We start from the raw sequence: 18,618 nt of genomic DNA, 5'->3' as shown, positions 1-18,618 counted from the left end.
ACATCGTACCGCCGCGCCGCCGTCGCGCAAGAAAAAACCGGCTGCCTCCACGACGGGAGACAGCCGGTTTCGGCGATGCGATCGCGCGCCCGCGGGCGCGCCGTCAGACGCCGCTCTTCAGCACCTTGCCGATCGCATCCGCAACGATGCCGACGTTCGAATCGTTCAGCCCCGCGACGCACATGCGCCCCGAACGCAGGATGTACACGCCGTGCACTTCGCGCAGCGCCTCGACCTGCGATTCGGTCAGGCCCGTGTACGTGAACATGCCGCGCTGCTTCACGTAGCGCGTCAGCGCTTCGCCGCTGACGTGGTCGCGCAGGCCGTCGTGGATCGCCTGGCGCATCCGCGCGATGCGGCGGCACATCGCGGCGAGCTCTTCTTCCCACTGCTTGCGCAGCGCGGGCGTGTTCAGCACGGTCGCCACGACCTTCGCGCCGTAGGTCTGCGGGTTGCTGTAGTTCGAGCGCACCGCGCCGGCCAGCTGGCCCAGCACGCGCTCGGCCGCGGCCGCATCCTCGCAGACGACGCTCAGGCCGCCGACACGCTCGCCGTACAGCGAGAAATTCTTCGAGAACGAGTTCGCGACGAGCGCCGGCACGCCGCGGCGGGCCAGTTCGCGCACCGCGAACGCGTCCGCGTCGAGGCCCGCGCCGAAGCCCTGGTACGCCATGTCGACGAACGGCAGCAGCCCGCGCGCCTCGATCACGTCGATCAGCTTCTCCCACTGGCCTTCGTCGAGATCGACACCGGTCGGGTTATGGCAGCACGCGTGCAGCAGCACGATGCTGCGCGCGGGCAGCGCGTCGATCGCCGCGAGCATCGCGTCGAACTTCAAGCCGCCGGTCGCTTCGTCGTAGTACGGATACGTGTTCACCGTGAAGCCCGCACGCTCGAAGATGAAGCGGTGGTTTTCCCAGCTCGGGTCGCTCAGCCACACCTGCGCGTCCGGGAAGTAGCGCTTCAGGAAATCGGCGCCCACCTTCAGCGCGCCCGAGCCGCCGAGCGTCTGCACGGTCGCGATGCGGCCGGCCGCGCGCGCCGGGTGATCGGCGCCGAACACGAGCGCCTGCACGGCATCGCGATACGCGGCGAGGCCGACCATCGGCAGGTAGGGTTTCGGGCCGAGGTCGCGCTGCAGCGCGGTTTCGGCTTCGCGCACGGCACCCATCACGGGAATCCGGCCTTCGGCATCGAAATAGATGCCGATGCTCAGGTTGACCTTCTGCTCGCGCGGATCTTTCTGGAAGTTCTCGTTGAGCGTCAGGATCGGATCGCCCGGGTACGCGTCGATGTGTTCGAACATGGCTATGTCGGTCTCGTTTGGAAGAATGATCGTGGTGCCTGTGTCAGCCGGCGGACGCGCCGTCGCGGATCGCGTAGCCCGCATTCTTCTGACGGAAGCGATACCCGACCGCGAGCACCGCGAGCCATACGGGGATCAGGTACACCGACAGGCGGAGATCCGGCGTCAGGTACATCACGACGAGAATGCCGGCCATGAACGCCAGGCACAGGTAATTCGTGAAAGGATAGCCCAGACTGCGGAAGAAAGTCTGCTCTCCGGCGATGCGCTTGGCCTGGCGGAACTTCAGGTGGATCAGCGTGATCATCGCCCAGTTGATGATCAGCGCCGACACGACGAGCCCCATCAGCACCTCGAACGCCTTGCCGGGCATGAAGTAGTTGACCAGCACGCACACGCCGGTCGCGAGCGCCGACGCGCCGAGCGCGGCGAGCGGAATGCCGCGCTTGTTCACCGAGCACAGCACCTTCGGCGCATTGCCCTGCTTCGCGAGGCCGAACAGCATCCGGCTGTTGCTGTACACGCCGCTGTTGTAGACCGACAGCGCGGCCGTCAGCACGACCACGTTCAGCACGTTGGCGACCACGTTGCTGCTCAGCGCGTGGAAGATCAGCACGAACGGGCTGCCGCCGGTGACGACCTTTTCCCACGGATACAGCGACAGCAGCACGGCGAGCGCGCCGATGTAGAAAATCAGGATCCGGTAGATGACCTGGTTGGTCGCGCGCGGAATGCTGTGCTTCGGATCGTCGGCCTCGGCCGCGGTGATGCCGATCAGCTCCAGCCCGCCGAACGAGAACATGATCGCCGCCATCGACATCACAAGCCCCGACACGCCGTTCGGAAAGAAACCGCCGTGCTGCCACAGGTTCGCGATGCTCGCTTCCGGCCCCGCATGGCCGCTCGCGAGCAACCAGCCGCCGAAGCCGATCATCCCGACGATCGCGGCGACCTTGATGATCGAGAACCAGAACTCCGTCTCGCCGTACGATTTCACGCTCGCCAGGTTCAGCAGGTTGATCGCGACGAAGAACACCAGCGCCGACACCCAGGTCGGCACGCCGGGCCACCAGTATTGCACGTAGATCCCGACGGCCGACAGCTCGGCCATGCTGACGAGGATGTACAGCACCCAGTAGTTCCAGCCGGACAGGAAACCGGTGAAGTGACCGACGTACTTGTCGGCGAAGTAGCTGAACGAGCCGGCGACGGGCTCGTCGACGACCATCTCGCCGAGCTGGCGCATGATGAAGAACGCGACGACGCCGGCCACCGCATAGCCGAGCAGCACGGACGGGCCGGCCATCTTGATCGTCTGCGCGATGCCGAGGAACAGCCCCGTGCCGAGCGCGCCGCCGAGCGCGATCAGCTGGATGTGCCGGTTCTTCAGCCCCCGCTTGAGGCCGTCCTTCTCGTTTCCAGAAACCATGTCTTCTCCATTCTGCCCGCCTCCGCCGGAAGCGGTGCGGCGCGCCTCGGTGTGCCGGGCGCTGTTTTGCTGTGCCGGCGACCGTTCGTGGAGCCGCCGGGTTGGGGACTGCAATCTTCGCGCGACGACGCCCGATTCCTGTCAGCAGACCCCGCCAGACCGGCCGCCGACCATCGCCCTCACCCGCATTGCTGCGGGCGCACACGAAAATCCGGCGTCAGTTTAGCGTCGCGGCAGCGAAATCGGGTTGCGTAACCCGCTCATGCAAACCCTACATTATGAGATAAGATTGCACCCCGGAGACAGATGAGGAAACAAAAATGCCTGAACCGGTTCTCGATCGCATCGATCGCCACTTGTTGTCGGTGCTGCAGGAGAACGGCCGCGCGTCGAACCTCGACCTGGCGAAGGCCGTGGGGCTGTCGCCCGCGCAGACGCTGCGGCGCCACCGGCGGCTGGAGGAAATCGGCGCGATCCGCCGTTACGAAACCCGTCTGTGCCCCGACACGCTCGGGTTCGGCGTCACCGCGTTCGTGCACGTGACGATGGAGCGCGGGCATATCCGCGACCTGTCGAAGTTCCAGAAGCTCGTGTCGGATCTCGCGCAGATCCAGGAGTGTTTCTCGGTGACGGGCGATATCGACTACGTGCTGAAAGTCGTCGCGCACGACCTGAAGGGGCTGTCCACGTTCCTGCTCGAAACGCTGATGCGGATTCCCGGCGTGAGCGGCGTGCATTCCAGCGTGTGCCTCGACGAGATCAAGTGCACGAGTGCGATGCCGGTGGAAAGCTGACACCGCACCGCGCGATCGCACGGGCGACGCAACGCCCGATTGCCGCGCTCAGCGCAGCGCCTCGAACGCGCTGATCAGCAGCGCGCCGCCCGCAATCACGCCGCATCCCGCCGCGCGACGCGGCGTCAGCCGCTCGCCGAGATACACGCGGGCAATCAACGCCGCGAACACCACGCTCGTTTCGCGCAGCGCCGACACCGGACCCATCGGCGCGCGATCCATCGCCCAGATCACGATCGCGTACGCAAGCGCCGCGAACACGCCGCCGCAGGCGGCCTTCGCCGTTTCGCCGACATCCTGCGCGAGCCGCAACGGCCCCGCTCGCAGCCGGTAGTACGCGGCCATCAGCAACCCGGTCAGCACGAACATCCACACCGTATAGCCGACCGTGCTGCCGCTGTCCCGCACGCCGATTCCGTCGATCACGCTGTACGCGGCGATCGATACGCCGGTGGCGAACGCGGTCGGCAACACCTGCGTCATCCGGTGCCGCGCGCCGCGGCCTCGTTCCAGCCCGATCGTCATGATGCCCGCGCAGATCAGCACGAGCCCGCATTGCGCGCCCGCGTTCAGGCGCTCGCCCGCGAACGCCGCCGCCCCCAGCGTGACGAGCAGCGGCGCGGTGCCGCGCGCGACCGGGTATGCGACGCTCAGATCGCCGTGCTCGTACGCCCGCACCAGCAGCAGCGTGTAGACGACGTGGATCACCGCCGACGCAACGACGCAGGTCCAGCTCGCGAGCGTGATCGGCGCGGCGGACGGCAGGAACAGCAGCGCGAACAGCCCGATCGCGATCTGCAGCACCGTGGCCGAGCGCAGCCGGTCGCCGCTGCTGCGCACGAGCGCATTCCATGACGCATGCAGGAAGGCGGCGCACAGGACGGCAAACAGAACGGGGATCGGCACGTTGAATACTCGCTGACGGCTGGCAACGCGAAATCGTCGCCACGGGCCAACCATCGTATGAATGCGTCATCCAATTGTCAAAAAAGACCGCGCCCCGGCACCCCCAACGAATCGGCCCGACGTGCGCTGTCGTCCGCCCCGCGCGGCGTGCGTGGCCGTGACCGTGCGCACCGCCGAATGTGTCGACGGGATGGCATCCACTCCGTTCCTTTCCGCTTTCTTTCGTGCCGCTTCGCGCCGTAATGAAATCGATACCGACGCGCAACCGCCGCGAAACCGCTCCGCCCCCATATGTTCATACCGGACTGTTTCAATGCCGATGCCCCATCGCGAGCTCCGCGCCGAACCGACACGGCAACGGGGCCGCTCTCCACCATCGAAAACCTACCTGGAGTTTCCCGATGTTCCGTCAAGCCTTGCTCGTCACCGCGTGCGCCGGCGCGGCGCTTGCGCTGTTCGCCTGCGGCGGCAGCGACGATCCCACGTCGACGCCCGCCGTGTCGTCGCAGGATGCGCTGCAGACCGCCACGCCGATCAAGCACGTCGTCGTGATCTACGGCGAGAACGTATCGTTCGACCACTACTTCGGCACCTACCCGAATGCGTCGAACCCGGCCGGCGAACCGGCGTTCACCGCGAAGCCCGGCACGCCGACGATCAACGGGCTGACGGGCACGCTGCTCACCGCGAACCCGAACTTCACGAACACGGCCAACGGCACCGACGCCGCGAATCCGTTCCGCCTCGACCGCACGCAAGCCGCGACCGCCGACCAGAACCACGCGTACACGGCCGAGCAACAGGCCGAGGACAACGGCCTCGCCGACCTGTTCCCGAAATACACCGGCAAGGGCTCGTCCGGCGGCGCCGGCGCGTTCGGCACCAAGGGCCAGGTGATGGGCTACTTCGACGGCAACACCGTGACCGCGCTGTGGAACTACGCGCAGCGCTTCGCGATGAGCGACAACGCCTATACGACGGTCTACGGCCCGTCGACGCCGGGCGCGCTGAACGTCGTGTCGGGCCAGACCAACGGGATGCAGATCGTCAAGACGTCGAAGCAGCCGTCGACGCTCGCCGCCACGTCGTACTACATCAACGACGGCCAGGGCGGCTTCACGATGATCAACGACGTCGACCCGGGTTATGACGTGTGCTCGAGCACGACCGACCAGGCGATGATGAGCGGCAAGAACATCGGCGACCTGCTGAACGCCGCAAAGATCACGTGGGGCGGCTTCATGGGCGGCTTCAACCTGTCGACGACCAACAGCAACGGCACGACGGGTTGTGCGCGCAGCACGGTCGCCACCGCCGTGAACGCCGCGACAGCCGATTACATTCCGCACCACAACTGGTTCCAGTACTACGCGTCGACCGCGAACCCGCAGCACACGCGCCCGAGCTCGGTCGCGGCAATCGGCTCGAGCTTCCAGGCCGACGGCAAGACGGCTGAACCGGCGAACCACCAGTACGACAGCGACGATTTCTTCGCGGCCGTGAAGGCGGGCAACTTCCCGTCGGTCAGCTTCCTGAAGGCACCGGCCGCGCAGGACGCGCACGCGGGCTATTCGGATCCGCTCGACGAGCAGGCGTTCGTCACGAAGGTCGTCAACTTCCTGCAACAGCAGCCGGACTGGCAGAACACGGCCGTGATCGTCACCTATGACGACTCGGACGGCTGGTACGACCACGCGTACACGGCGCCGACGCATTCGTCGTCCGACGCGGTCGACCAGGTGAACGGCAACGGCCAGTGCGGCTCGGGCGGCACCACCGGCGTGAACGGCGGCACCGTGAACGGCCGCTGCGGTCCGGGTGTGCGCATTCCGCTGGTCGTGATCTCGCCGTATGCGAAGCAGAACTACGTCGACCACACGATGATCGACCAGGCGTCCGTCGTGCGCTTCATCGAGGACAACTGGCTCGGCGGCCAGCGCATCGGCGGCGGTTCCTTCGATGCGGCGGCAGGCGACCTGCGCGGGCTGTTCGACTTCTCGTCGAAGCCGAATACGGCGCCGCTGTATCTCGATCCGACGCAAGGCACCGTGCTGAGCGCGGCGCCGTCGATCTGACCGGCATCGCGTAACCGGCAGCAGCAGGCCGGCGCGTCGTGCGCCGGCCGTTTCCATTTGATGCGCCGCTTTCACGCGGCGCCCGACTTTCGACCGACAGCATGACCGCTCGTCCCGCGTTCCCGTCTCCCGACGCATCCGGCGCCGCCGCGCCGCGTTCCCCTGCCCGCGTGGTGCGCCGCGCGGCGTTCGTGCTCGGCGCGGCCGCGCTCGGCTATGGCGCGTTCGCGATCGCGTTTCCGGCCCGCACGCCGGCGGCGATCGGCGATGTCGTCGCCGACTGGACGGGCGCGAATCCGCATCCGGTCGTGCTGCAGCGCCCGGCCGTGCAGCCGCTGTCGGCGGTCGCGCAGCTCGGGCGCGCCCTGTTCGCCGATCCGTCGCTGTCGGCATCCGGCAAGCAGTCGTGCGCGTCGTGCCACAGCCCCGATCATGCGTACGGGCCGCCGAACGGACTCGACGTGCAGCCGGGCGGCCTCGCGATGACGCAGCAGGGCTACCGCCCGCCGCCGTCGCTGATGTACCTGTATCGTCAGCCCGCCTTCAGCATCGGCCCCGATGCGGGCGAGAACGACGCCGCGCCGAGCGTCGCGCAGCAGGCTGCATCGGCGGCCGGCGTCGTCAAGGCGCAGAAGGTGGCCGGCACGTCGGCCGCGCCGCAACTCGTGCCGCAGGGCGGGATGTTCTGGGACGGCCGCGCCGATACGCTGCAGCAGCAGGCGTTCGGGCCGCTGCTGAATCCGGTCGAGATGGCGAATGCGAGCATCGACGACGTCGCGCGGAAACTCGCGGGCTCGTCGCATCGCACGCAGTTCGAGCAGCTGTTCGGCCCACGCGTGTTCTCCAGCCCGCAGCTTCTGGTGTCGGAGGCGATGTTCGCGATCGCGCGCTATCAGGTCGAGGATCCGTCGTTCCATCCGTACAACAGCAAGTACGACCGCTGGCTCGAAGGCCGCGCGCGTTTGTCGCAGGCCGAATTGCGCGGGCTGCGGCTCTTCAACGATCCGGCCAGGGCGAATTGCGCGGGCTGCCACCTGTCAAAGCTCGGCAAGGACGGCTTGCCGCCGATGTTTACCGACTACCAGTACGAGGCGCTCGGCGCACCGCGCAACACGGCGCTCGCGCAGAACCGCAACCCGGCGTTCTACGATCTCGGCGTGTGCGGGCCGTTTCGCGAGGATCTGAAGGACCAGACGCAGTACTGCGCGATGTTCCTCACGCCGACGCTGCGCAACGCGGCGACGCGCCACGTGTTCTTCCACAACGGCGTGTTCCACACGCTCGACGAGGTGATGGCGTTCTACAACGAGCGCAGCATCGCGCCGCAGAAGTTCTATTCGCGCGGCGCGGATGGCAAGGTCGACGAATATGACGACATTCCGCCGAAGTACCGTGCAAACGTCGACGTGACCGATGCGCCGTTTGACCGCAAACCCGGCGACAAGCCCGCGATGACCGCGCAGGACATCAAGGATATCGAAGCGTTCCTCGGCACGCTCACCGACGAGCCGGCACGCTGAGTATCGTGCGGTCCGCCGCGCGTCGTCAGCGGCGCACGCGGATGCAGATGAAGACCGGGGCGAGCGCGTTCAGGATATCGGCACGCGACCGGCGCGGCATCGGCCCGGATCGGTGCCGAGCGCCGGCGCGGACGCAGGAAGACAGGAAGGATTGCGACGACGGGCTCGCTACCGCGCCGCCGCAGCCGGCGTGCCGACGGTTGCGGCTGCATCCATCCGCCGCGCCGCCAGTTGCTGCGCCAACCGGTACGCAACCAGCGAGCCGGCCACGGCCAGCAGCATCGGCACCAGGCTGTCGTGATCCACGCGCGTGAACTCGAGCAACAGCACGACGGCCGTGATCGGCATCTGCATCGACGCGGCAAGGAACGCGGTCGCGCCAACCAGCGCGCACCCGCCGATCGACGCGCCCGGCCACACGAGGCCCCACAGCCCGCCGAGCACGACGCCCAGCAGCGCGCCGTTCGCAAGACCCGGCGTCAGGAGCCCGCCCTCCGCCCCCGCGCGCAGGCTGCCCGCCTCGATCAGCACCTTCAGCACGAGCAGCGTCGCCGCGAGACCGATTGTCAGCGCGCCGTCGAAACCCAGCGAAGCCGGCCCCTTGCCATTGCCGAGCAGTTGCGGAAACCACATCGCGAGCACGCCGATGATCGCGAAATTGACCAGCGCGAGCACCGAGAGCGGGCGGCCCTTCGGCGCCTCCGCCCCCGCGCGGGTCGTGAGCCGCACGAACGCGTAGGCGGCAAGACCGAACAGCGGCCCGCAGACGATCGACCACGCAACCAGCGGCGCACTCAGCGCAAACGACGGCACCGTGTACTGATGTTCGTTGCCAAGCCCGATCCATGCGACGGCCGCCGCGATCGCCGACGTGACGACGGCCACCACCAGCGCGCGCAGCTCGAACGTGCCGAGCAGCACTTCGAGCACGAATACGGCGCCGCCGAGCGGCACGTTGTAGACCGCCGCGAGGCCGGCGCCCGCGCCGCACGCGACCATCAGCCGGCAATCGGCGGGCGTGAGCCCCGCGCGATGCGCGAGCCGGCCGGCCAGCAGCGCACCGATCTCGCGCGGCGCGACTTCGCGGCCGAGCGGCGAACCGAGCGCGACGGTGACGATCTGGAGCAGCGCGTGCACCGTCGTGCTGACGAACGGCATCCGCGGATCGGCTGCGCGAACGGCCCGGCGGATGCTGACGAGCGGTGCGCCGAAGCGGTAAAGCGCCCACCAGCCGCCGCCCGCGACGAGGCCGCAGACGACGAGCACCGCGAACCGGCGCAGCGGCTCGGCGCCGGTCACGCCCGCGAGAAAGCTCTCGGTTCCGACCACGTGCGCGAGGCTGTAACCGTAGGCCACATGCTGAATCGCGTGAAGCAGCAGCGCGAGCAGCATCCCGCCGACGCCCGCGCCGACGCCAGTCAGGACCGTGACGGCAGCGATCCGCGCGAACGGGCTGGCCAATGGCGAAGAAGAAGCGGGGGCGGACGGGAGATCAGGGCGCATGAGATCGGCGAACGTGGATCATACGACGGCGCGCACCATGCACGCCGCCGTCAGGACCGCATCGTAGGCTTCGCCCTTGCATGAGACAAACGTATTTTTCTGATCAACTCATGCATTATCTGAATAGACGAGTTGCGCCGCTCCATGGTGACGTGTGCCGCGCCCCGCGCGACCGCACTACGCCGGATACGTAACGCGCTCCGGCTCCCGCCGCATGATGACCTTCCCGTGGCGAACCGACAGCGTGGCCTTCGCCTGCCGGCGCACGGCTTCGTAGTCGCTGTCCGCGTCGAGCACGACCAGGTTCGCCGGCCGGCCGACCACGATCCCGTAGCCATCGCCGAGATGCATCGTCGTCGCCGCGTGGTCGGTCACGAAGTCGAGGCAGCGCTGCAGGTCCTGGTAGCCCATCATGTGGCAGATGTGCAGGCCGGCATCGAGCACGCGCAGGATGTTGCCGTTGCCGAGCGGATACCACGGATCCTTGATCGAATCCTGTCCGAAGCACACGTTCAGCCCCGCGCGATCGAGTTCCGCGACGCGCGTGACGCCTCGCCGCTTCGGAAACGTGTCGAAGCGCCCCTGCAAGTGGATGCTCTCGGTCGGGCACGATACGAAGTTCAGGCCCGCGCGCTTGAGCAGCCGGAACAGCTTCGAGCAGTACGCGTTGTCGTATGAACCCATCGCGGTCGTATGGCTCGCCGTCACGCGCGCGCCCATTCCGCGCACGCGCGCTTCTTCCGCGAGCACTTCCAGGAAGCGCGAATGCGGATCGTCGGTCTCGTCGCAGTGCACGTCGACGAGGCAGCCGGTGCGCTCGGCCAGTTCCATCAGGAAGCGGATCGAGCTGACGCCCTGCTCGCGCGTGTTCTCGAAATGCGGAATCCCGCCTACGACGTCCGCGCCGAGTTCGATCGCCTGCTCCATCAGCACGCGGCCGCCGTCGAACGACTCGATGCCTTCCTGCGGAAACGCGACGATCTGCAGGTCGATCAGCCCGCGTGCTTCGTCCTTCACTTCGAGCATCGCCTTCAGTGCGGCCAGCGTCGGATCGGTGACGTCGACATGGGTGCGCACGTGCTGGATGCCGTGATCGCGCAGCATGCCGATCGCCGCATGCGCGCGCGTCTTCGTATCCGCGTGCGTGATCGTCGCCTTGCGCTCGGACCAGCGCTCGATTCCCTCGAACAGCGTGCCGCTCATGTTCCAGGCCGGCTCGCCGGCCGTGAGCACCGCGTCAAGATGGATGTGCGGTTCGACAAGCGGCGCAATCGCCAGACGGCCGCCGGCATCGATATCGCCGCCGCCGACCGAGGCGACCGGCGCGGCTTGCGCGTCGATCCGCGCGATCCTGTCGCCGTCGATGCCGATCGTGAACAACCCGTCGCGACCGCGCAGGCGTGCATTGAAGAGATTCATGGGGATCCAGGCGTCATGCGGCGACAGCGCGCCGCGTGGTGGAAAAACCGGCTCCGGCGATGCGTGCCGTGCTTATTCGAAATCCTCGATCGTCAGACCGGTGGCCGCGCTCATCTCGTCGTTCGTCACGCCGCGCACGTGCTTGCCGAAGGTCCACACATGCCGGCCGGGATCGCGCGCGCGATACACGCGATCGCCGTAGAACTGGTCGGCCGGCGCCTGCAGGATCTCCGCGCCGGCCGCACGCGCGCGCTCGCAGTGCGCGTCGATGTCCGCATCGTCGGGAAGCTGCACGTGGACGTGCTGCGTGTTGCGATCGCCGGTGTCTTCCGGTGACGCGATGAACTCGGCCCACGCGCCGCCGATCATGACGAGGCCGTCGCCGAACTTCATTTCGGCATGCGCGATGTCGCCTTCCGGCGTGGTGACGACGATCGCGCGCTCGAAGCCGAATGCGCGTTCGAGCCATGCCAGCGCGGCTTTCGGGTTGCGGTAGCACAGCGCGGAACTGAACGACGGACGGCGACGCGTGGTCATCGGATGTCTCCCGATCTCGACATGGTTCTGCTCATTCTCCACGCGCGCGGCACGGCAATCAACTCCCGCGCCGGCGGCACGCGTGTTGCCAATGCGCGACACGGTGCGCGCGGCGACCCTGCATCTCATGTCGCGCCGTCGGCGAAAACGCACGCCATTCGGCCTCCGCATCGATTTGTGAAAACCATGTGACGCACTCTTGCATAACGCGCAACGGTGCGCTCGCGCGCCGGCGACCGGATTCGCGCGACCCCGCCCCTACACTTGCGCCGAACTTCAGTCACTCGTCCCACACGCAGGAGCAGTTACATGAACAAAACCCTGATTGCCGCCGCAGCCGCCACCGCACTGTTCGCCCCGCTCGCGCAAGCACAGAGCTCGGTCACGCTGTATGGCCTGATCGACGCCGGCATCGCGTACACCAACAACGCGGGCGGCGCGTCTCTGTGGCGCATGACCAGCGGCACCATCAACGGCAGCCGCTTCGGCTTGCGCGGCACGGAAGATCTCGGCGGCGGCCTGAAGGCGCTGTTCGTCCTCGAGAACGGCTTCAACGCGAACAACGGCGCGCTCGGCCAGGACGGCAAGCTGTTCGGCCGCCACGCGTACGTTGGCCTGACCAGCAGCGGCTACGGCACGCTGACGCTCGGGCGCCAGTACGACACGATGGTCGACTTCGTCGCGCCGCTGTCCGCGACGGCCGGCGACTTCGGCGATACGGGCTTCGCGCACCCGTTCGACAACGACAACCTGAACCACTCGGTGCGCATCAACAATGCGGTGAAGTACACGAGCGACACGATCGCCGGTTTCAAGGTCGGTGCGTTGTACGGCTTCTCGAACTCGACGAACTTCGCCGGCAACCGTGCATACAGCGTCGCGGCGAGCTACACGAACGGCCCGCTGAAGCTGGCTGGCGCTTACCTGCAGATGAACGGCACGAAGGGCTCGACGAGCGCGAGCCCGGGTGCGACCGACGTGGCCGAAGCCAAGAGCGTGAGCCAGGGCGGCTGGTCGGTGGGCGCGGACCGCATGCGCAGCTACGGCGGCGGCGTCAGCTACGTGTTCGGTCCGGCGACGGTCGGCTTCGTCTACACGCGTTCGCAGTACGACAACTCGGGCTCGTTCGGCTCCACCGGCCAGGTCGCGTTCAACAACTACGACGTGAACGTGCGCTATGCGGTGACGCCGGCCGTCAGCCTTGGCGCGGCGTACGTCTACACCGACGCCAGCGTGTCGAACCCGGACAGCAAGCACGGCACCGATCCGAAGTGGCACCAGGTCGACCTGCAGGCGGTGTACAAGCTGTCGCGCCGCACCGACCTGTACGCGGAAGCGATGTATCAGCACGCGTCGGGCCGCGGCTACCAGGCGTTCATCAACACGTCGGGCGGCGCATCGAGCACCGCGAACCAGATCGTCGGCACGATCGGCATGCGCACGCGCTTCTGAGTTCGGCGTCGTCGCAGGACCGCACGTCGCCCGCCGGGCGTGAACCTGTCTTGACGGGCGGGTTCACGCAACGCGGGCGACGTGCGTCAGTGTTGTTCCATCTGGAAAGCTGCCTGCCCGGAATCGGGGTTTTTGTGCCCGCGTGCGCTGCATAGACTGGCATCGATGGTTCGGATCGCAGATCGATCGCCGGACCGGCCTCACACCCCGTCTACAGGAGAACATCGTGAAATCGCTCGTCGTTACCGCCGCTGCTGCCGTCCTGCTTGCCGCACCGGCGCTGTCGTTCGCTCAGTCCGCCAAGTCGCCCGTCACGCGCGCGCAGGTGCTGCAGGAGCTCTACGATCTCGAATCGGTCGGCTACAACCCGTCGCTCGGCGACGCCGGCAACTATCCGGACGACATCATGGCCGCGCAGGAACGCCTGGCGACAAAACGGCTCGCCGAGCACAAGGCCGCGCATGCCGCGTATGGCCCGGCCGGTGCGGGCGCAACCGAATCGGGCGTGGCCGCCAAACCCGCGCTGTGAATGCGGCGCGCCATGCCGCGCCCGCATGACACGTGCGGTGCGGGCGCGGCGAACCTCGCGCGCATCGGTTCGTGACGATCGATGCGACCGGGCCGCGTGCCATCCGGGACGCGGCCATCCTTTTCGCTATTTGCAGTATTTGCCATATTCGACGTATTCGCCGTCAGGCGGCCTGCGGTTCCCGCTCGATCGCGTTCAGCATCTCGACGTCGTGCGCGATCATCCCCGGCACCTGCGCACGCAGCATCTCGACCCAGGTGCGCACCTTCGCGTCGACGAAGCGGCGCGACGGATACAGCGCATACACATTCATCTTCTGCAGGATGTGATCGGGCAGCACACGCACGAGCGTGCCGTCCTGGAGCGCATCGATCGCCGCGTACAGCGGCAGCATGCCGATCCCGATGCCATCGCGAATCGCGAGCGCGAGCGACTCGGCCGTGTTGGTCTGCACCGGCCCCGCGACATGGATCTGCTCGACGCCCTCGGCACCTTCGAGCACCCATTCGTGAGTCGGAAACGCCGGCGTGCAGAGCGTCAGGCACGCATGTGCGCCGAGATCCTGCGGGCGCGCCGGTGCGCCGTGGCGCTTCACATACTCCGGCGACGCACACAGGATGCTGAACGTCGAGCCGAGCAGGTGCGACACGAGCTCCGAATCGGGCAGCGACGACGCGGTCACGACGGCCATGTCGCTCGTGCCGTCGAACAGGTCGGGCATGCGCTGCGACAGCGACAGCTCGATCGATACGTCCGGATATTGCGTGTGGTAGCGCGTGAGCGCGGGCATCACGTAGTGATGGCCGACGCTCGCGAAACTGTGCATGCGCAAGACGCCGGCCGGCCGCTCGTGCGCGCAGCTCGCCTCTTCCTCGGCGCGATCGACGTCGGCGAGGATCTGGCGACAGCGCCGCAGATAATTTTCGCCGGCCGACGTCAGCGCGAGACGGCGCGTCGAGCGATTCATCAGACGGGTGCGCAGGCGCGCCTCGAGCTCCGACACCGCGCGCGACATCGCGCCCGTCGTCGAGTTCAGCGATTGCGCGGCCGCGGTGAAACTGCCCGTCTCGACGACGCGCGTAAACACCCGCATGTTTTGTAGGGTATCCATTCCTGTGAGCCACCTGTAGCGGAGCCGCTATTTTCCTCCAGCGGATGCGACAAATTGTTGCGCGCGCTGCAACTATCGTTTCCCCGCAGCTGCGTTAATGCTCGCGCGCCGCACTCCTACAATCGGCGCCTCATCAGTCGAACGGACCCGTCCGGACGCGCCGCGACACCGCACGCGCCCCCTCTTTCTTCATGAAGCCACAACCTGCGATCGAGCGACCTTCCATCGAACCGGCACGATGGAGAAGCTGGCTCGGTCCGCTCGGCGGCGCCGCGCGCGACTGGGCCGCGAGCGACGGGCTGATCTGGCTGCACCTCGCCAAAACCGTGCTCGCCGCGCTGCTCGCGATGGGCATCGCGATGCGGCTGGAGATGTCGCAGCCGCGCACGGCGATGACGACCGTGTTCGTGCTGATGCAGCCGCTCTCGGGGATGGTGTTCGCGAAGAGTTTCTACCGCGTGCTCGGCACCGCGGCCGGCCTCGTCGCCGCGCTCGCGCTCGGCGGGCTGTTCGCGCAGCAGCCGGAGCTGTACATGGCCGGCATGACGCTGTGGGTCGGCGGCTGCATCGCGCTCGCGGTCCGCAACCGCCATTTCCGCTGGTACGGGTTCGTGCTCGCCGGTTATACGGCCGCGCTGATCGGCCTGCCCGCGGTGATGACGCCGCAGACGCTGTTCCAGTCCGCACTCACGCGCGCCGCGGAAGTCGCGCTCGGTATCGCATGCTCCGGCGCGGTCAGCGCGCTGATTCTTCCGCTCAGTTCCGCAAAGGCGCTGATGCGCTCGCTGACCGCCCGTCACGTGAAGTTCGCGGCCTTCGCGGCCGGCGCGCTGTCGGGCGACCTCGCACGCGGCGATTTCGAGCGGCGCTTCGCCGATTTCGTCGACGAGATCGTCGGCTTCGAGGCCAACCGCGCGTTCGCGTCGTTCGAGGATCCGCACATTCGCGCGCGCAGCCGCCGGCTCGCGCGCCTGAACAGCGAATTCATGAATGCATGCACGCGCCTGCATGCGCTGCACCAGCTCGTCAAACGCTTGCGCACGAACCGGTCCGACGCGGTGCTCGACGCGCTCGCGCCGCACATCGACGCGCTCGCGCAGCGGGTGACCGCGTTGCGCGACGAGCGGCAGCGCGGGATCACGTCGACCACGGGCGCGCTGCTCGAACTGCGCCGCTTTCACGGCGCGCTGCCGAAGGCCGCGCGCGCATCGCGCCGCGAGATCGAGGATCACGCGGCCGGCGGCCTGCTCGACTTCGACACCGCGATCGAGCTGATGTATCGCTTCATCGGCGAGTATCTCGGCTATGCCGACACCAACGCGTCGCTCGACCGCGACGATCACGCGTTCGAACGCTCGGTCACGCACTACGCGGTGAAGACCAATTCGTTCTTCGTCGGCTTCACGTTCCTGCGCACGCTCGTGGCGGTCGGCGCAATGAGCGCGTTCTGGATCGCGTCCGAATGGCCGAGCGGCCCGCTCGCCGTCATCGCCACCGCGATCGCGTGCGCGCTGAGCTCGACATCGCCGCGCGCACCGAAGTTCGTCGCGCAGATGGGCGTCGGCGCGGCGTTCGCGACGGCCGTCGGCTATGTGTTCCTGTGCTACGTCTACCCGAACATCGACGGCTTTCCGCTGCTGTGCGCGGCGCTCGCGCCGGTGCTCGGCCTCGGCGCCTTTCTCGCGATGCGCCCGGGCCTGTCGGGCTACGGGATCGGCTTCGCGGTGTTCTTCTGCCTGCTCGCCGGCCCCGACAACGCGATCGCGTATACGCCCGAGGTGCTGATCAACAACGGCTTCGCCATCGTCGTCGCGATGCTCGCCTGCTCGATCGTGTTCGCCGTGGTGTTTCCGACCCACATGCCGTGGCTCACGTCGCGTATCGCGCACGACCTGCGCCGCCAGGTCACGCTCGCGTGCGAAGGCGCGCGCGACGGCCTCGCGGCACGCTTCCAGTCGAGCACGCACGACCTGATGGCGCAGTTGCGCACGCTGCTCGTCAAGCGCACGCGGCAGCATCGCGACGCGCTGCGCTGGATGCTGTCGACGCTCGAAGTCGGTCATGCCGTGATCGACCTGCGCGACGAGCTGCACGGGTTCTGCGAATCGAAACCGCCGCAGACGCAGCGCTGGACTGCATCGATCGACGCGGTGCTGCACGCGCTGCCGCGCTTCTTCGACGATCCGTCACCGGGCCACCATGCGCGCACGCTGAAATCGGTGAATCTGGCGATACGCGCCGCCCAGCACACGCTGCACGCGTGGTACGCGGTGCCGGACGAACGCCGTCGCATGCAGCGCATCGTCGGCTGCCTGCACTTCATCCGCAGCGCGCTGCTGGACAAGGATGCACCGTTCAATCGCCATCGTCATTGACCGTCGACGGCGTCGGCGGCGATCGATGCGCGCGCAACGTGATCCTTGTTCCGAATGGAAATAAGCTCTGCACCCACGGTGATTAATTTATAAGCAGTGCGAGCCTATAGTTTCCTCACTGCCAGCAAGACTGGCACTGACCCAGGAGAAACCCAAATGAAGCCGCTGCACCTCGCCCTCGTTGCCCTGTCGTTCACCGCCGCTGTCGCGCACGCCCAGACCGCGCCGGCCGACGTCGCGCAGCAACCGGCGAACCGCGCCGAAGCCGTCCAGGCCGCCGGCCGCGTCGATCGTGCGCAATCGAAACAGGAAGACCCGAACGCATGCGTCGGCCCCGTCAGCTTCTGCAACGTCTACTTCGGCAGCTGAGCATGACGCCGCGTCGCAACGGCCACGCGCGTCGCGCACGCATCGCACGCATCACATGCGTGCGCGCACGACGCGCCGGCCGATCGCCGCAACGATACTGTCCGCCACGCCGCTTCGATTGAAGCGGCGCTTGTCGTTTCAGGCGCCGCGCCCCGGCCGCCATCCCACTTCGCGCAACGCATCCAGCAAACGCGCGTGCCCCAGCCCTTCGACCCGCGCGCCGCGCGATTCGACGTCGCTCCCCGCGACCAGCGCATTCACGATCGCCTCCTCCACCGCCTCCGCCGCCGCGACGAACAGCGCGGAGATGTGGTCGTTGTTCACCATCTTCACGGCCGTCGTCGGCGCGCCCTTGTTGCCGTAGTTCGCGGCCGGCAGCCCGTCGTTTCCCGTCGCGAACGCGAGGAAGATGTCGCCGCTCGAATCCTCGGTCCCGCCGCCGACGCGGGCCAGCCCGACGCTCGCCCGCTGCGCGAGGCGCGTGCACTGATGCGGCAGCAGCGGCGCGTCGGTCGCGATCGTGACGACGATCGAACCCATCCCGGCCTCGCCTTGTACATCGGGCGTGCGAAACGGCGAATGCACGTGCCGCAACACCTCGCCGACCGGATAGCCGGCCACGCGCAGCATCTCGCGCACACCGTAGTTCGCCTGTACGAGCGCGCCGACGGTCCAGCCGCCCGCGTCGGCCGCGACCACGCGCGACGCGGTGCCGATCCCGCCCTTGAACTCGTGGCAGATCATCCCGGTGCCGCCGCCCACGCCGCCTTCGGCCACGGGCCCCGACTCCGCGGCGGCCAGCGCGCGCAGCACGTGCGCGGCGCTCACGTGCTGCCCCCAGATGTCGTTGAGCAGGCCGTCGTAGGTTTCCATCACGACCGGCATGCACCAGTACACGCGGCCCGCCGCCGCTTCGCGTTCGTTCGCGACCAGCGCATCGCGCACCGCGCCGACGCTGTGCGTGTTCGTGTAGGCGACGGGTGTCGTCAACAGGCCGGCTTCGCGGATCCATTCGAGCCCGGTCGCGTCGCCGTTGCCGTTCAGCACGTGAACGCCCGCGAAGCACGGCGAATCGTGCGCGGCGCCCGCGCGCGGCTCGATGACGGTGACGCCGGTGCGGATCGACGCGTCGCCGTTCTCCACGTTCAGCGTGCAATGTCCGACCCGCACGCCCGGCACGTCCGTGATCGCGTTGAAGCGGCCCGGCGTGCCGAGTCCGATGCGGATGCCGAGATCCCTCGTGCGCATGATGCAATTCCTCCCGTGTTTCAGTGATTCGGTGTGTCGATATGG

The 18,618-nt window shown here is 67.7% G+C and carries 16 protein-coding genes; 8 read left to right on the top strand and 8 right to left on the bottom strand.

Annotated features, from left to right (window positions below; translation table 11 throughout):
• Positions 1–103: 103 nt before the first annotated feature.
• Both WI26_RS20340 and WI26_RS20335 read right to left on the bottom strand, forming a co-directional pair.
• Positions 104–1,306 (bottom strand): amino acid aminotransferase, encoded by a 1,203-nt coding sequence (locus WI26_RS20340; RefSeq protein ID WP_059467921.1) that lies wholly within the window; start codon positions 1,304–1,306, stop codon positions 104–106.
• A gap of 43 nt (positions 1,307–1,349) precedes the next feature.
• Complete coding sequence (locus WI26_RS20335; RefSeq protein WP_059467920.1) at positions 1,350–2,735, bottom strand: amino acid permease; 1,386 nt, start codon at positions 2,733–2,735, stop codon at positions 1,350–1,352.
• 320 nt (positions 2,736–3,055) lie between these two features.
• Between WI26_RS20335 and WI26_RS20330 the strand changes: the two genes are divergently transcribed.
• Positions 3,056–3,529, top strand: a complete 474-nt coding sequence (locus WI26_RS20330; protein WP_006479071.1) for an Lrp/AsnC family transcriptional regulator — start codon at positions 3,056–3,058, stop codon at positions 3,527–3,529.
• Positions 3,530–3,577: 48 nt separating this feature from the next.
• Here WI26_RS20330 and WI26_RS20325 read toward each other — a convergent pair whose 3' ends face one another.
• Positions 3,578–4,489 carry an EamA family transporter gene (locus WI26_RS20325; RefSeq protein WP_069226967.1) on the bottom strand — a complete coding sequence of 304 codons (912 nt, stop codon included), beginning with the start codon at positions 4,487–4,489 and terminating at the stop codon, positions 3,578–3,580.
• 347 nt (positions 4,490–4,836) lie between these two features.
• On the opposite strand from WI26_RS20325, the gene WI26_RS20320 reads away from it, so the two are divergent.
• On the top strand, positions 4,837–6,510 hold the full coding sequence (locus tag WI26_RS20320; protein ID WP_059595488.1) for a phospholipase C: 1,674 nt from the start codon (positions 4,837–4,839) through the stop codon (positions 6,508–6,510).
• A 101-nt stretch (positions 6,511–6,611) separates the two neighbouring features.
• Positions 6,612–8,030, top strand: a complete 1,419-nt coding sequence (locus WI26_RS20315; RefSeq protein ID WP_069226966.1) for a cytochrome-c peroxidase — start codon at positions 6,612–6,614, stop codon at positions 8,028–8,030.
• 168 nt (positions 8,031–8,198) lie between these two features.
• On the opposite strand, the gene WI26_RS20310 is transcribed toward WI26_RS20315, so the two are convergent.
• The 3 genes from WI26_RS20310 to WI26_RS20300 all read right to left on the bottom strand — a co-directional run bounded on the left by WI26_RS20310 (position 8,199) and on the right by WI26_RS20300 (position 11,489).
• Entirely contained in the window at positions 8,199–9,533 is a 1,335-nt protein-coding gene (locus WI26_RS20310) for a chloride channel protein (protein WP_069226965.1), read from the bottom strand.
• A gap of 177 nt (positions 9,534–9,710) precedes the next feature.
• Positions 9,711–10,952, bottom strand: a complete 1,242-nt coding sequence (gene codA / locus WI26_RS20305; RefSeq protein WP_059510331.1) for a cytosine deaminase — start codon at positions 10,950–10,952, stop codon at positions 9,711–9,713.
• Between the two features lie 72 nt (positions 10,953–11,024).
• The gene (locus tag WI26_RS20300) at positions 11,025–11,489 is read right to left on the bottom strand and encodes a VOC family protein (protein WP_069226964.1); all 465 of its coding nucleotides are present in this window, start codon (positions 11,487–11,489) and stop codon (positions 11,025–11,027) included.
• A gap of 21 nt (positions 11,490–11,510) precedes the next feature.
• On the opposite strand from WI26_RS20300, the gene WI26_RS32330 reads away from it, so the two are divergent.
• From WI26_RS32330 to WI26_RS20290, 3 genes are all read left to right on the top strand, one after another.
• Positions 11,511–11,681 (top strand): hypothetical protein, encoded by a 171-nt coding sequence (locus WI26_RS32330; RefSeq protein ID WP_155768798.1) that lies wholly within the window; start codon positions 11,511–11,513, stop codon positions 11,679–11,681.
• Positions 11,682–11,798: 117 nt separating this feature from the next.
• Entirely contained in the window at positions 11,799–12,941 is a 1,143-nt protein-coding gene (locus tag WI26_RS20295; protein ID WP_069226963.1) for a porin, read from the top strand.
• 226 nt (positions 12,942–13,167) lie between these two features.
• Entirely contained in the window at positions 13,168–13,470 is a 303-nt protein-coding gene (locus WI26_RS20290) for a DUF4148 domain-containing protein (protein WP_069227808.1), read from the top strand.
• A 163-nt stretch (positions 13,471–13,633) separates the two neighbouring features.
• Here the strand turns inward: WI26_RS20290 and WI26_RS20285 are convergent, their stop codons facing one another.
• Positions 13,634–14,581 (bottom strand): LysR family transcriptional regulator, encoded by a 948-nt coding sequence (locus tag WI26_RS20285; RefSeq protein WP_059510329.1) that lies wholly within the window; start codon positions 14,579–14,581, stop codon positions 13,634–13,636.
• A gap of 191 nt (positions 14,582–14,772) precedes the next feature.
• On the opposite strand from WI26_RS20285, the gene WI26_RS20280 reads away from it, so the two are divergent.
• Together WI26_RS20280 and WI26_RS20275 are read left to right on the top strand one after the other, a co-directional pair.
• Complete coding sequence (locus WI26_RS20280) at positions 14,773–16,956, top strand: FUSC family protein (RefSeq protein WP_059595485.1); 2,184 nt, start codon at positions 14,773–14,775, stop codon at positions 16,954–16,956.
• Between the two features lie 156 nt (positions 16,957–17,112).
• Complete coding sequence (locus WI26_RS20275; protein ID WP_059467910.1) at positions 17,113–17,325, top strand: hypothetical protein; 213 nt, start codon at positions 17,113–17,115, stop codon at positions 17,323–17,325.
• A gap of 138 nt (positions 17,326–17,463) precedes the next feature.
• Here the strand turns inward: WI26_RS20275 and WI26_RS20270 are convergent, their stop codons facing one another.
• Entirely contained in the window at positions 17,464–18,573 is a 1,110-nt protein-coding gene (locus WI26_RS20270; protein ID WP_069226962.1) for a P1 family peptidase, read from the bottom strand.
• Positions 18,574–18,618 lie beyond the last annotated feature (45 nt).

Origin of the sequence: Burkholderia diffusa (genome assembly GCF_001718315.1) — a bacterium.
GTDB lineage: Bacteria > Pseudomonadota > Gammaproteobacteria > Burkholderiales > Burkholderiaceae > Burkholderia > Burkholderia diffusa_B.
The sequence above is the reverse complement of the archived record's forward strand: the minus strand, read 5'-3'. Positions and strand labels throughout refer to the sequence as shown.

Coding starts and splice junctions, on each gene's coding strand:
- WI26_RS20340 (WP_059467921.1), bottom strand. CDS start 1,306: ATGTTCGAACACATCGACGCGTACCCGGGCGATCCGATCCTGACGCTC.
- WI26_RS20335 (WP_059467920.1), bottom strand. CDS start 2,735: ATGGTTTCTGGAAACGAGAAGGACGGCCTCAAGCGGGGGCTGAAGAAC.
- WI26_RS20330 (WP_006479071.1), top strand. CDS start 3,056: ATGCCTGAACCGGTTCTCGATCGCATCGATCGCCACTTGTTGTCGGTG.
- WI26_RS20325 (WP_069226967.1), bottom strand. CDS start 4,489: ATGGTTGGCCCGTGGCGACGATTTCGCGTTGCCAGCCGTCAGCGAGTA.
- WI26_RS20320 (WP_059595488.1), top strand. CDS start 4,837: ATGTTCCGTCAAGCCTTGCTCGTCACCGCGTGCGCCGGCGCGGCGCTT.
- WI26_RS20315 (WP_069226966.1), top strand. CDS start 6,612: ATGACCGCTCGTCCCGCGTTCCCGTCTCCCGACGCATCCGGCGCCGCC.
- WI26_RS20310 (WP_069226965.1), bottom strand. CDS start 9,533: ATGCGCCCTGATCTCCCGTCCGCCCCCGCTTCTTCTTCGCCATTGGCC.
- codA (WP_059510331.1), bottom strand. CDS start 10,952: ATGAATCTCTTCAATGCACGCCTGCGCGGTCGCGACGGGTTGTTCACG.
- WI26_RS20300 (WP_069226964.1), bottom strand. CDS start 11,489: ATGACCACGCGTCGCCGTCCGTCGTTCAGTTCCGCGCTGTGCTACCGC.
- WI26_RS32330 (WP_155768798.1), top strand. CDS start 11,511: ATGGTTCTGCTCATTCTCCACGCGCGCGGCACGGCAATCAACTCCCGC.
- WI26_RS20295 (WP_069226963.1), top strand. CDS start 11,799: ATGAACAAAACCCTGATTGCCGCCGCAGCCGCCACCGCACTGTTCGCC.
- WI26_RS20285 (WP_059510329.1), bottom strand. CDS start 14,581: ATGGATACCCTACAAAACATGCGGGTGTTTACGCGCGTCGTCGAGACG.
- WI26_RS20280 (WP_059595485.1), top strand. CDS start 14,773: ATGAAGCCACAACCTGCGATCGAGCGACCTTCCATCGAACCGGCACGA.
- WI26_RS20275 (WP_059467910.1), top strand. CDS start 17,113: ATGAAGCCGCTGCACCTCGCCCTCGTTGCCCTGTCGTTCACCGCCGCT.
- WI26_RS20270 (WP_069226962.1), bottom strand. CDS start 18,573: ATGCGCACGAGGGATCTCGGCATCCGCATCGGACTCGGCACGCCGGGC.